This window comes from Mesorhizobium sp. P2_A12 (genome assembly GCF_056405075.1).
The window spans coordinates 1-13,214 of sequence record NZ_JBFUCU010000031.1 but is presented as its reverse complement, the minus strand read 5'-3'; the positions used below and the strand labels follow the sequence as shown (position 1 = coordinate 13,214).

Here is a 13,214-nt window from a genome sequence, read left to right as displayed (position 1 = left end):
GCCGGGCTCTTGTGTGCGCACCCTTCCCAAGATGGCAGACCCCGTCCAATTCAGAATTTAGATCAACATCATAATTCCGTTGAATAACGGCCGTTTGTCGCTGCCGCAGTTAGGATGGTCTCACTTTGCTCAATTGCAGCAGCGAAGCCAAAACTGGCAATCCGATGAGTGGGGGGAAAGGCGGTAGCGCTCTCCCGCTACCACTCCACACAAACGAACATTTCTCTGTGGCGAGGAACGCGCCCATGGCGCCGAGCGATGGCGCGGTCTGTAGTCAATAGCTGGGGATCTACACTCGGCAACACCGACCAAATCGCTCTCTGATAGGTTTTCAACCACTGCAAATTGGTTATGCCCACGGGCGCAACGGGGTCGCGTTCAATCCGGTCGCCACACAGCTTTCCAGGCGGCTTCGCTCACGGCGCCGAGCCGTCAACTGACCTGAATACGGCGGGTCACCTGTCCGTTGCTCTCCCAATAGGTGTGTTTTTTGGCAATCCACGGATCGTTCATGGCCGGCTGAATGTTGCCGCTCTTATCGATCGCGCGCGAGGTGACTGTGTGCTCCCCGGCGGACGGCTTGGGCCAGTCCAGAGACCACATCTTCCAGGCGAACTCCGCCTCTTCGGTGCCGTCCACGGTCGCCGGCATCCACGGCCCATCGTCGATCTTCACCTCGACCCGGTCGATCGGCGCACCCCAGGCGGCTCCGACGATCCGATAGTCGCTGCCGATATGGGTCACCCGAGCCGGCGCCGATTTGAGGCGTGCCCGTCCGACGGAGGTTTCCGCCCACACGGTCTCGCCATTATGGTCTTCCTCGCGGACCGTGACGTAGTCGCGTCCCATGAACCGGCTCTCGAATCGCTGGTCGCGCACCTCGATGCGCTTGAGCCATTTCGCGTTCGCGATCCCGTACCAGCCCGGCGCTATCAGCCGCAGCGGGAAGCCGTTGTCGGCCGGCAAGGAAGTTCCGTTCATTTCGTAGCAAAGGATGTTCTTTGGATCCATGGCGTCGGCCAGCGACATGCTACGCGCGAAATTCTGCTTGAACGTGACCTCGTCGGCTCGTTTGATCTCGCCTTCGTCTGTGCCCCAGAAGACGACCTCGATGCCGCTGTCGAGGACCCCGGCCTCCTTCAGGATCGGGGCGAGCGGCGTACCCGCCCAGCGGGCATTGCCGATTCCGCCGTTGAAAAACGGCAGGCCGGTATTGCCCGAACATTCGATTGTGAAGGTGACTTCCTCGCGCGGCCGGGCCTTGATATCGACAAGCGTCAGGGCCATCGGCTTTTTGACCAGGCCGGCGATTTCGAGCTTCCACGTGCCTGCGTCGATGACCGGCCTGTTGAAATGCGCGATTGAAAAGAACTTGTCATTGGGTGTCACCCACGAATCGAGGTCCTCCCAGACAATCTGATTCTTGATGACCTCTGGCACCGGGTTCGGTGGCAGTTGATCGAGCCATTTGACGACTTCCTCGCCGGGCCGTGTCGGAAAAGCGTAAGCCCGCGAGGCATGAAGGGCGGCGATTGCGGCAAGAGCCGCGCTCCCTTGAATAAGTTCTCTGCGTTGAAGATGAGGCATGCTGTTTCCCTCCCAGTTGATCCGGAACGGGCTGCAGCGTGCCTTTTGGGCCGTAGCCTGATCACGGACAGGCGCTATTGAACGACTGCCCATCCGGATGTCCGGACAGGTCAGGCGATCAGTGAGGCTTCTCAAGCATGTGAGGCATTGGACGAAACTCTGCTTGGGTTTCGTCCTTGGAGAGTGCGCCTTTGAAATTGAAGTGTCCACAACTTGGACGGGATAGTGGCTTTGCGGCATTCCTGCTGGATTCCCGGTCCTGCAAAAAGTCGGAGCTCGGTAGCACCTGGTTTCAAGAGCGAAGACAATGATGCGGACGCCAGCTTGCGCGGAACCAGTGCGAGTAAGGTTGGATCTCAGTTGCTCCCCCTCTACCATCCTCAAATTCCAAACAATTCTCCGATGCGCCCATGCGTTCCCGAAGGCCCAGCGTTTCCGGGATGTGTGGCCGAAAGCCGGGCGGAGCGGAAACAACGTTCCCGCCCAAACGGCTCTCCGAATGCCCATCTTTCTCCGAAGCTGGGGAGTAGGACCAAAAATCCCCAGGTTTTGGCAACAGCAATATCAATGCCTTAGCGCCGGCCTTGCTGCGGGCAGTTTGCGGTTCGCTCGCCTGTCAAAAAGGACCACAACTAGCCGTCGCACGTTAGGTCCGGATTGCCCACCTACGGACATCGCCAAGTCACTACTCAGACGTCGCGTTTGGGCCGGAAGCGGACAGGCAGCCTACGGGGTTGAGACCGGGTAAAGGAGACATTCATAACGTCAGCCGTTGCACATTCCGCGAATGGCCCCAAAGCGCTACGTTAGAGCCTTTCACGTTTTGACGGAAGCGTAACCGGCGTTTTCGAAGTAGTTCTTGCATTCGGCTGCCTCGAGGCAAAGCTTGCTGCACCCAAGGCGAAAGCAACGGCATCAGCGAAGCCAACGGCTTCGAAAAAACCATCTGGCAGCAAGAATTCCCCAGTTACCGGGAAGGTCATGACCACAGCCAAGGCGACCTTGAAAGGTGTAAAGACGCTTGCTGGATCCGTACTTAGGCAAGATGGCACGAAGGCCAAGCGCAACACTGTACTTATGTTGGGCCTGCATTAGGTGCTGGCTCTTCGGTGGAGATTGCGCCGTGGTGCGACACGGCCTGCGCCCTCTTCACCTGTGAGTTGAAGCGGCAACATCGGCCCGCCCCTTAGTAATTGTGACCTCGCAACGCGACAGGCGTAATCCTGTGTGTTACTTTCGGCTTTGATCGTGAGGATATGTGTTTTGTCCGCTTCTCCAAAAGCTGGGGGCCGACGCTTCCAGCTCATCCTGATAAAGCCATCGCACTACGACGACGACGGATACGTCATTCGCTGGTGGCGAGCGATGATTCCGTCGAATTCGCTCGCCGCTGTCTATGGCATCGCCGCCGATTGTGCGGATCGCGAAATCCTCGGTTCAGACGTTGCCATCGACATCATGGCGATCGACGAGACCAACACGCGGGTCGATATTCCGGCGCTGTTGGCGAAGCTCCGGCAGCACGACAATTTCGGAATGATCGCTCTGATTGGCGTCCAGTCGAATCAGTATCCCCGCGCGCTCGATATTGCTCGACCCTTCCGCGACGCGAAAATGGCCGTCGCGATGGGCGGCTTCCATGTCTCGGGATGCCTGGCCATGCTGGACGGGCGCGCGGTCGAACTCGACGCTTGCCGAGAAATGGGCATTTCCATGTTTGCAGGCGAGGCCGAAGGCAGATTCGAAGCGGTACTGCGCGACGCAGCATCAGGCCAGCTGGCGCCGCTATACGATTTCCTGAAGGACATGCCCGGCATTGAGGGCTCGCCGGTACCGTTCCTTCCCAAACAGTACGTCGAACACACTATGGGCCTCAGCACGAGTTTCGATGCGGGTCGCGGCTGCCCCTATCAATGCTCGTTCTGCACCATCATCAACGTGCAAGGTCGAAAATCACGCTTCCGCTCCGCAGATGATGTGGAGAAGCTGGTGCGGATGAACTGGACGCAGGGGGTCCACAAGTTCTTCATCACTGACGACAATTTCGCGCGCAACAGGGAATGGGAAGCGATTTTCGACCGCCTTATCTCGTTGCGTGAGAAGGACGGCATCCCTCTCGGCCTCATGATCCAAGTGGACACGCTGTGCCACAAGATCGAGAACTTCGTGGAGAAGGCGAAGCGAGCTGGTGTTACGCGCGTCTTCATTGGCTTGGAGAACGTCAATCCGGACAATCTCGCTGCGGCCAAAAAGCGGCAGAACAAGATTACCGAATACCGTAAGATGCTGCTCGCCTGGAAGGCACAGGGCATCATGACTTTGGCGGGCTATATTCTCGGCTTTCCGTCGGACACGCCCGAGACGATCAGACGCGATATCGCGATCATACAGGAAGAGCTCCCTCTCGACATAATAGAGTTTTTTAACCTGACGCCGCTGCCGGGATCGGAGGACCATCAGAGCCTTTGGAGGAAGCGGGTCGAGATGGACTCCGATCTCAACGTCTACGACCTTGAGCATGTCTGCACAGCACATCCGAGAATGACCAGCCAGGAATGGGAGAGCATCTACCAGGAAGCATGGTCGCTCTACTACACGCCCAAGCATATGCGTACGCTGTTGCGCCGTGCGGTCGCGACTGGCGTTCCACTCGGCAGTCTGGTCAAGCTCCTCGTGACGTTCGCAACCGTAGTCCCTCTCGAGAAGGTGCATCCGTTGCAAACTGGTCTTCTGCGTCTCAAGCGGCCGTCGGAGCGGCGCCCCGGCATGCCCCGCGAAAACCCTTGGTACTTCTGGCCTCGATTCATATGGGAAACTCTTCGGAAACACGCCGTGCTCGCCAACACAATTGTGCGTCTTATGGTAGCGGCACGTGCGATCTCGCGAAATTCTGCATCAAAGGATTACATGGATCAGGCGCTCATGCCGGTCGGTGATGACGGCGACGAGACACTTGATCTTTTCACAAAGACGACTGGCGGCGACGCAGCAGTAACGCACACCAAGAAGGTCGCGGGATTGACGAGGGGCCGTCATGCCGCCTGACAGCAAGGCTTGGTGAGGAACGTCGATGACCCGCCGGATCGCCTTTTGCTGTAGGGCATGGCGAGCCAGGGCGATATTTCGAGGGGATCGAGGACAGGTTGCATGTGGCTTCGAAGTTGATACGCCAGCGCGCCTCGCAAACCTCCGCATCTCGGTGCGAGAAGCGACCATCCTCAAGTCGAGGCCGCCATTCTCTTTGGCCTTTCCGGTTCGTTTGCAAATATCCTAAGATTCTTCGGCCCGAAGGGGATTTCGCAAGATGAAGACTGCGAAGCTGTTCCTTGCTTTTGGACTCGCGATGGTAGCTAGCTTGCTTTCCTTCAGCGGCCCTGCCGGACCGCTAGAGGATGCCCAGACGCTTTGGGATAGCGGCGACTACGCTGGTGCGGACGGACTCATTGAACCCCTGGCCAAACAGGGCGATCCCGCAGCATTGAACCGTTTGGGGCATTCCTATCGATACGGACTTGGCGTCGAGCAGGATTTTGCGAAAGCGATCGAGCTGTTTCGGCAGTCTGCCGAGAAGGGGTATCTTTACGGACAACAGAATCTCGCCAATTGTTATCTCAAGGGCCTGGGTACGCCGAAGGACGAAGCGCTCTACCTGCATTGGATGACAAAGGCGGCGGACGGAGGGAGTTCCGCCGCTCGCACCGAGCTTGTCTGGGCCCGGTTCGAAGGTATCGGCATGGAGAAGGATGAGGCGGCTGCCTTCCGCCTCATGAAGGCCATGGCAGAACAGGGTGTTGCCGAAGCCGAGAATGGCGTGGGTTGGATGTACCGCGAAGGACGAGGCGTCGCCAAAGATCAGCCGACAGCCTTCACATGGTTCTCGAAATCTGCGGAACTCGGGGACCGCGACGGCCAACAGAACCTAAGCCTGGCTTATTTCCACGGCGCGGGTACCTCCAAGAACGTACCGAAAGCCATGGAATGGCTGCGGAAAGCAGCCGAGGGCGGGAATTCCAGAGCGCAAGCGGACCTCGGAGACATTTTGCAGGAGGGGGAATGGCTGCCCAAAGATGAAGCGCAGGCGTTCGTCTGGTTCAGGAAGTCGTCCGCCCAGGGCGACCCTGTGGGGCAGCACAGGTTGGCTGTCACGTACTATCGAGGCGTGGGCGTCGAGTCTGACCAGGAGACAGGCGCGCAGTGGTTGGTCAAAGCGGCGGAGCAAGGCTACGACGTCGCGCAGTCCGACCTTGGCCTCATCTATTCCGACGGCAACGGAGTGCCGCAGGACGATAGCAAGGCCATCTACTGGCTGACCAAGGCGGCGGAGCAGGACTACACGGACGCTCAGGCGGAACTGGGGCGGCGCTACCTGAATGGGGTGAACACCGAAATCGACTACGACAAGGCGCAGTTCTGGTACCGCAAGGCGGCGGCCAATGGGAGCCTGCTGGCGATGAACGATATCGGCTGGATGTACGAAAGCGGATTTGGCGTGCCGCTCGACAACGCCGCAGCGGCCGAGTGGTATCGCAAGGCCATTAAGGCGGGCAACCAATGGTCGCAGGGCAATCTCGATTGGCTCTACAGAACCGGCCGCGCGATGCCCGAGGACAAGGCCGAAATCGCTGTCTGGCTAAGGAAGATGAGCTTTCGATAGATGGCGACCTGGCACCGTTTGCAGGAGTGGGGGAAAATTAGTAGGCCAGCAGCTCACGGAGCCGCTATGCTCGCGCCGCTCCGAGCCTTGCTTGCCAAGCTAGCCGGCCTTCTTCCTGACCTTGGAGATTCGCTTTCTGCCAGACGTGCGCAGGTGCTGGCCATCGTTTCGGCAGGCACGTCGCTCATTGCCCTGCTCTTCTTCATTCACGAGACCAGCTTCAATCCCTACGGCGCCATGCTGCGCTTCCGTGTTTGGGAGCTGTCGTTAGCGGTCGCGTTCGCTATTGTGGCACTGCTGACCAAGCGTCACTACGGGCTTGCTGCCAGCCTGTTCGTACTCATCGTTTTCGTTTTTGCGACCGCTCTTCCGATTCAGATCGGAAGGTACGCCGGGCTGCATTATTTCCTGCTGAGCATTGGCCCCGTGATGCCGGTCCTGTACGGAACGCGGCGACCGTGGGGGATGGCGGCCGTCAGCGTTGCGTGCCTCGCCGTTTTCCTGACGGTCGAGTTTACCGTTCCCATGTACGCCGTAGTGGAAAGGCCTCTGCTGCCCCAACTGCGCATCCCGTTCAGGGAACCGCTGGACCTCGACTACAGCGACAGCATTTTCATCCTTGTGATGGCCGCGCTTCAAACGGTTCTCGCGTTGTTCACGTTCGCGTCATTCCGTGCGACGGAGCGCGCCGAGGCCGCGCTGGAACGCGAGCATGCGCGTTCGGAGATGCTTCTCCAGAGCCTGTTGCCGCGTTCGATCGCGGCCAGGCTGAAGGCCCAGCCTGACCGCGTCATCGCAGACGAGTTCGACTTGATCACTGTGCTTTTCGCTGACGTCGTCGACTTTACGCCGCGCACGGCGACCCGCAAGCCGGACGCTACCGTCAGGTTCCTTGAGCGCGTGTTCGGCGAGTTCGATGCTCTCGCGGAAAAGCACGGTCTCGAGAAGATCAAGACGATCGGCGATTCCTACATGGTGGCCGGAGGGCTGCCGGTAAGCGGCGGCGATCACACGTCCGCTGTTGCGGACATGGCGCTCGACATGATTAAGGCAGCAGAAAGGTTGACCGAGGAGTTCGGGGAGGACGTGTCGGTGCGCATAGGCTTCCATGCCGGACCAGCGATCGCCGGTGTGATCGGGCGCAGAAAGCCATTTTACGACGTTTGGGGAGATACTATCAACGTGGCCGCGCGGATGGAGTCCTTGGGACTGCCGGGGCGCATCCAAATCACGTCGGAGGTCATGAGCCTCCTGGGCGGGCGCTATCGCTTCGAGGAGCGCGGCATAGTCGACGTCAAGGGAAAGGGGCCGATGCCGCTCTTTTTTCTCAACGGGAGGTCAGGTGCCTGAACGCGGCTGGGAGCCATGCCTTTGACATCGGCGTTGAGCACGCGGTCATATTCCCGGTTGGACGCACGCCTTGCGAGGACTCGCTCAGGGTCATTCGAACCTGTCCAGCCCCTTCGCGCGCGCCGGCATGGCCCACACGCCACGTTTGGAAGGCGCGAGGCCGCAACGTATCAGGGTCTCCGCAAGACCGACTGCAGCGCCGACTCCGTCCACCACGGGAATATCGTGCTTGCGCTGAAGGGCGGACGCAAACTCGGCCATGCCCGCGCAACCCAACGCGACCCCGTCCGCTCCCACTGCCCGAGGAGTTGGCCGCATCTCGCCACCATCTCTCGTAAACAGTTCATCCTTCAAGAGATACCGAAGCTTTGATAGGGAATGACTTACAGCTGATTGAGTTCTGCCCAATTCGCTGGCTGCGCGCGTTACGCTCCTTTCACGCATCATCACATCGAACACTCTGAGCAAATTGAGGTCCATATCATCGAAACTCATGAGACCTTCCCGTTTTCATTATGCCTCGCATGCACACTAACATCGTTTCCAACGCGCCGGACGAACGATGCCGACGAACGATGCCATTGCAGGCACAGGGGTGACTTGAACGCGACCTTTGGCCTGTAGGAGCAAATCGCGAACCGCTCTGATATTCGCCGGCAGGTCCCGGGCGGTCTTATTTGACGGTCGAAAACTCAAAACGATCGAAACGGAAGACTGCCGTGTACTCGTTGTGTCGCTCCGGCGTCCCGGCAGGATTGCGGAAGATCGCGCCGCAGGTTGTCTGAACTTTCGGAATGGCGTCGCATAGGAAGTTCTGCTGCACCCAGCTGGTTCCTTTGTCTATCCATGCGCCTCCCCCGCGCAGGTCACGACCGAGGATGAGCGACCTGATCTCCGAACCGCTAAGCCGGTCCTTCGCATCCAGATCGACCTGTTCCGGCAACTCCGGCAGACCGGCCTTGTCCAGGCCGTCCAGCAGACGCCCGATGTCAGCCGGGTTCTTGAACACAAAATACCTCTGCGTGACCAGCTGATTTGCCCCTCCATCCTTTCGTTCCAGCATGACGTTCCTTAGCCTGTCGCTATAGGCCGCGACCTGGTCGCTGCGCCCGAGATGTGCGTAGGCCGAAACCAACACCTGCAGGCCGTAGAATTTCGGCCATGGATCGGGTGATTGGAGATCGATCCTTTCAAGGTAGTCGACGGCTTCCTCGAAACGACCCTGGCCAAATTCAGCCAGCCCGGCCTGGTAGTGCCGATGGTCATTGCCGCCTGGATCGACACGGTTGGCGGCGACGAGATAATCGCGCGCCTCGTCCGGCCTGCCATTGAAATTCAGGGCTTCTGCCAGCCCGACATAGTTCAGGGGATCGCTCGGGTCGAGCGCCACTGCCTTGAACATAACCGCGACTGCCTCGTCGGACCGGTGCTCGCGAACCAGCAAACTGGCGACGAGCTGATAGTAGGACGGCGAAGGATGCTTGGCCGCCTCCCCCAGATACTTGTAGACGTTGTACAGCGCACCGATGTCCGAAACGACTAATGCTTTACCCCGCGGCCCGTCCATGTCCCAATAGGCCCATGCGAGCGAGGCGGCCGCCGCGCCGAAATTCGGATCGAGTTCCAGCGCCTGCTGGAAAAACTTCACCGCCTGTGCAAACTCGTCTGGAGTATTGCGACGATTGTAGATTTCCATGCCCTGGAGGTAAGCTTCGTAGGCTGCGGGATTGCGCGTGCCTCCCGCGAAGTCTGCCTTACCTTGGGCGCTGACGAGACGGAGCTTGAGCGCGCCTGCGATGCTGGCGACGACCTTGTCCTGCAGCGCAAAGACATCCGCCCACTGGCCGTCGAAACGTTCCGCCCAGAGATGACCGGTGGTCGAGCCGTCGACCAATTGAGCGTTGATACGCATGTCGTCGCCGACCCGACGTATAGAGCCCTCCAGTATGTACCGGACGCCAAGCGCTGCGGCGATCTCTGCGGGTTTAGTCTCCTTGCCCTTGTAGGCGGAAGCCGCGTTTCGCGACACGACGAACAGGCCCGGTATGCGTGCAAGTTCTGTGGTCAGGTCTTCGGTGAAACCGTCTGCCAGATAGCCTTGCGCCTTGTCGTCGCTGAGATTGTCAAATGGAAGCACGACGAGGGACGGCCGGGCATCGGCCTTCGCGCTGGCCTCCAAAGCGACGGGCCGAATCGTCGGCTCCCACGGTCGCCACCAGGCTGCTGCAAGGCCGACCGCGACCACAAAGACCCCAACAGAGACGGCCAGATTGCGCCAGAAACGTGGGTGTCGATTGACATCATCCCTAGGCTTTCCCGCCACTGCGGGATCGAGCAGCACCCGGTATGCCTGAACCAGTTCGGCGATGTTCTTCAGCTTCTGTTCGCCCATCGGCTCAAAGCCGAAAGCCAACTTCTTCTCGACCTCTTTGGCGACCTTTCCTGAGACGCAGATGCCGCCAGGTTCCGCTAGCTGTTGAAGCCTGGCAGCGACGTTGACGCCCTCGCCATACCGGTCCTCGCCCTCGACAATCACCTCGCCGAGATTGATCCCGATCCTGACGCGAATCCGATGGTCTTCGGAAACGGCGGCGTTGCGTTCCACCAGGCCGCGCTGCAACGACACGGCACATTCGACCGCGTCGACGACGCTGCCGAATTCGGCCAGCAGTCCATCGCCTAACAGCTTGAAGATGTGGCCGTGGTGGCGGGCAATCTCGGGCTCGAACAGTTCCTTGCGTCCAGCACGAAGGCGCTCGAACGTGCCGGCCTCGTCGCGTTCCATCTGGGTGGAATAGCCCACAACATCGGCGGCGAGAATGGCGGAAAGCTTGCGGTCCATCGATCTGGCCTGTCCCCCATGGAGTATAGACCTGGTCATACTGAATTGAAACGACCGACCTCTCCAGACATGAGCTGCGCTGCGAACTCATGGGGAGTTGTGTCAGCGGTTGCGAGCATAGCGTCCACGACCTCGGACCCCCATCGTCGTCGGAATGCACTTGCCGCACCATCCTGCGGCGTCAGCCTGGTCTATGGCCCGTGGCCATGTCCGCGACGATCGCCTGACAGCCTCGGGTTTATATTATAGCCGAAGGTATATTAGTGTTTACTTGACAACATGCCTAAGCTCTGGTTTCCTGATTTACGGGTATTGGGTAAGTTGGTTGCGTTTTTTCCGGACGGTGTTCGCATGTCGACCTTGGTTGTCGCGGACCCGCGGGGGGTGTATCTCGCCGGTCTGGAATGGGTTCTGCGGAAGGCTGGGCACGATGTCGTCGCCCAGTGCCGCCGCCCTGTCGACATTGTCCCCAATGTGGAGCGCCATCGGCCCGATATCGTCATCGTCGGCCTGGATATTGCGGACCCGCGCATGGCCGGTATTTCCTCCCGACTGAAGGCCTGCGACAGCGCTCTCGGCATAATCTTCATCGTGCAGCCGAACGGCAGGCTCGACATCAAGGAGATCCAGGCGCTCGACGGCGACGGCCTGCTTCTGGACGGGATCAGCCATCGCTATCTTCTCGAATGCGTGAATGCGGTGGCGGCAGGCAAGAAATGGATCGACAACAAGATCGTCCAGCAACTGCTGATGCCAGAACCGCAGCACCAGCCGACGTCCAGGCTCACCGGGCGGGAGACCGAAATCGCCGATCTCGTCTCGCGCGGATTGCGCAACAAGACCATCGCGCAACAGCTGCATGTATCCGAAGGCACGGTGAAGATGCACCTGCATCATGTCTACGAGAAGCTGCATCTCGACGGCCGGGCTGAACTGGCCTGGGTGGCGCATGGCAAGGGCGCCGAGCGTCCAGGAACCGGTCTGCTCTGATCATCGCTTTCCGCTGGCATCGACAGGGTGCGGCTACAAAACGAAAGCCGCCTGACGGCATCGGCCTCGATGCCGTCGCGATCGTCGGCAGCGCCCACGCCGGCCTGATCTATCGAAGGATATATACCGTTCGATCAGGTACGGGCATTCACCATAACACTATCGAACCGGGAATGGACGCGCCCTCTTCATTGGCGGCACATTGAAGGATTGAAGGCCGCAAATTCAGTGGGCCAGTGGATGCACTTGGGTGGCGGCATCCGGCATCTGGGGGCTGGGCCCCCATCATGCGATAGGGGAGCACAGCAATGACCATCAGCTTTATTCTCAACGACGAGGCCGTCAACGACCAGACCACCGGGCTGCAAACCGGCGACAACGTCGACGATGCCTTTACGGATACCGATGTCGCGTACTCCGCTTTGCCGGCCTCGTTCCGGACCTATCTCGAGTCGACTCTCGGCCTGAATTCCGCGTTCCCGACCAGCATCGGCGTCGCGACCAAGACAAATTCAGTCACCGTCAACGCCACCGCCGGCTCCCAGCTCGTCGGCACTACGTTCACCGACGGCAACGGCGGCACCCTCAATGGCGACGATAGCGGGCTCAACACCCTCGGCGGCAAGGATATTCTGCTCTTCGCCGATGGGAACAACACCGTGATCGGTCGCTATGACAGCGATGGCAACGGCATTGTCAACAATCTGGACGCGATCGCCTTTGTCGTCTTCAAGCAGGACGTGATGAACGCCAGCGGGACCAGCGACCAGGTGACCTTCAACATCGTCACCTATGTTCCGATCTCCCATGGCGGCAACCCCAACCGGATGACGCGGTCGATCTCGGCAACACCCTCAAGCTCGCGGCGAGCGAGACGCTGAACTTCGGCTTTGCCGGAGCGCCCTCCGGCAGCAACCTGTTCATGACCTTCGGCGATCCAAACTCCACCCAGATCGTGGTGATAGGGAAAGATCCCTTGAACCAGTCCCAGGGCGGAAACATCTCGACCAAGGATGTACTCAATATCAGCCAGGCCGGCAGCACCACCTCGTTCGGCGTCAACGGCAACGCGATCAACCCCACCGAGGGAGCGTACATCACCTACGTCTCGGGCACGAACACGAACGTCCTCGTGCCGAATCTGGACCAGAACGAGGCCGATGTCGAAGCCAACATCGACTTCCAGAATGTCGTCAGTGCGACGGGAGCATCCTTCACCGTCAACCAGACCAATCCGGGCATCGGACCCGTGACCGTCAAGATCTCTGCCTTCACCACAGCCGCGGAGTCTGGAGTGAATTTCGTCGACGGACTCACCAACGACACGCACGTCGCCATCACGTCGTTCGCGCTGACCAACGTCGTCGTCAAGACAGGCAATACGCAATATACTCCGGCCGCCTCGATCGACGCCAACGGCGACTTGATCATCACAGGCCTAAGCAGCGGCGACACGGTGCAGTGGACGACAAGCGGAACCCATAATCGGGTGCTGATCGAAAACATCAGCAACGCGGATAGCGATCCCGGCAACGACAACAACACTTTCGACATCGGCGGCTTCGGCATCGTGACATCCAACTCCGCCTCGGAGTTCGTCGGCCAGCAGATCGTGATCGAAGACGACGGCCCGACGGCGGGCATCGTCCAGGGCGCTCCCACGGTGGCGCATGACGAGACCGCGGGCGTCCAGGCGGATGCGAACGACACGACCGCGGCGGGGGTGGTGGGGCTGTTTGCCGGTGTCACCAATGTCAGCACCGATCTGAGCCCAACTGGCTTTGCGCAAAA

9 protein-coding genes are annotated in these 13,214 nt (G+C 59.6%); 6 read left to right on the top strand and 3 right to left on the bottom strand.

Annotated features, from left to right (window positions below; translation table 11 throughout):
- Positions 1–432 precede the first annotated feature (432 nt).
- Positions 433–1,587 carry a sulfite oxidase gene (locus AC1DZU_RS33040; protein ID WP_477291371.1) on the bottom strand — a complete coding sequence of 385 codons (1,155 nt, stop codon included), beginning with the start codon at positions 1,585–1,587 and terminating at the stop codon, positions 433–435.
- 1,263 nt (positions 1,588–2,850) lie between these two features.
- Between AC1DZU_RS33040 and AC1DZU_RS33035 the strand changes: the two genes are divergently transcribed.
- The 3 genes from AC1DZU_RS33035 (at position 2,851) to AC1DZU_RS33025 (ending at position 7,591) form a co-directional block, all read left to right on the top strand.
- Positions 2,851–4,632: a B12-binding domain-containing radical SAM protein gene (locus AC1DZU_RS33035; protein ID WP_477291323.1), complete on the top strand. Its 1,782-nt coding sequence runs from the start codon at positions 2,851–2,853 to the stop codon at positions 4,630–4,632.
- Positions 4,633–4,891: 259 nt separating this feature from the next.
- The gene (locus AC1DZU_RS33030) at positions 4,892–6,241 is read left to right on the top strand and encodes a tetratricopeptide repeat protein (RefSeq protein ID WP_477291321.1); all 1,350 of its coding nucleotides are present in this window, start codon (positions 4,892–4,894) and stop codon (positions 6,239–6,241) included.
- Between the two features lie 66 nt (positions 6,242–6,307).
- Positions 6,308–7,591, top strand: coding sequence for an adenylate/guanylate cyclase domain-containing protein (locus AC1DZU_RS33025; RefSeq protein ID WP_477291320.1), 1,284 nt, complete (start codon positions 6,308–6,310; stop codon positions 7,589–7,591).
- Positions 7,592–7,681: 90 nt separating this feature from the next.
- Here the strand turns inward: AC1DZU_RS33025 and AC1DZU_RS33020 are convergent, their stop codons facing one another.
- Positions 7,682–8,086 carry a LysR family transcriptional regulator gene (locus AC1DZU_RS33020; protein WP_477291318.1) on the bottom strand — a complete coding sequence of 135 codons (405 nt, stop codon included), beginning with the start codon at positions 8,084–8,086 and terminating at the stop codon, positions 7,682–7,684.
- Positions 8,087–8,264: 178 nt separating this feature from the next.
- Positions 8,265–10,433 carry an adenylate/guanylate cyclase domain-containing protein gene (locus AC1DZU_RS33015; protein WP_477291316.1) on the bottom strand — a complete coding sequence of 723 codons (2,169 nt, stop codon included), beginning with the start codon at positions 10,431–10,433 and terminating at the stop codon, positions 8,265–8,267.
- Positions 10,434–10,712: 279 nt separating this feature from the next.
- Between AC1DZU_RS33015 and AC1DZU_RS33010 the strand changes: the two genes are divergently transcribed.
- The 3 genes from AC1DZU_RS33010 to AC1DZU_RS33000 all read left to right on the top strand — a co-directional run.
- The gene (locus tag AC1DZU_RS33010) at positions 10,713–11,423 is read left to right on the top strand and encodes a response regulator transcription factor (protein WP_477291314.1); all 711 of its coding nucleotides are present in this window, start codon (positions 10,713–10,715) and stop codon (positions 11,421–11,423) included.
- Positions 11,424–11,731: 308 nt separating this feature from the next.
- Positions 11,732–12,304, top strand: a complete 573-nt coding sequence (locus AC1DZU_RS33005) for a hypothetical protein (protein WP_477291312.1) — start codon at positions 11,732–11,734, stop codon at positions 12,302–12,304.
- 41 nt (positions 12,305–12,345) lie between these two features.
- The coding region (locus AC1DZU_RS33000) for a hypothetical protein (RefSeq protein ID WP_477291310.1) at positions 12,346–13,214 on the top strand (869 nt) is incomplete at its 3' end.

Bases quoted from the DNA above. Each gene is read 5' to 3' on its own strand.
- AC1DZU_RS33010 (WP_477291314.1), top strand. From the start codon at position 10,713: ATGCCTAAGCTCTGGTTTCCTGATTTACGGGTATTGGGTAAGTTGGTT.
- AC1DZU_RS33030 (WP_477291321.1), top strand. From the start codon at position 4,892: ATGAAGACTGCGAAGCTGTTCCTTGCTTTTGGACTCGCGATGGTAGCT.
- AC1DZU_RS33025 (WP_477291320.1), top strand. From the start codon at position 6,308: ATGCTCGCGCCGCTCCGAGCCTTGCTTGCCAAGCTAGCCGGCCTTCTT.
- AC1DZU_RS33040 (WP_477291371.1), bottom strand. From the start codon at position 1,587: ATGCCTCATCTTCAACGCAGAGAACTTATTCAAGGGAGCGCGGCTCTT.
- AC1DZU_RS33015 (WP_477291316.1), bottom strand. From the start codon at position 10,433: ATGGACCGCAAGCTTTCCGCCATTCTCGCCGCCGATGTTGTGGGCTAT.
- AC1DZU_RS33005 (WP_477291312.1), top strand. From the start codon at position 11,732: ATGACCATCAGCTTTATTCTCAACGACGAGGCCGTCAACGACCAGACC.
- AC1DZU_RS33020 (WP_477291318.1), bottom strand. From the start codon at position 8,086: ATGAGTTTCGATGATATGGACCTCAATTTGCTCAGAGTGTTCGATGTG.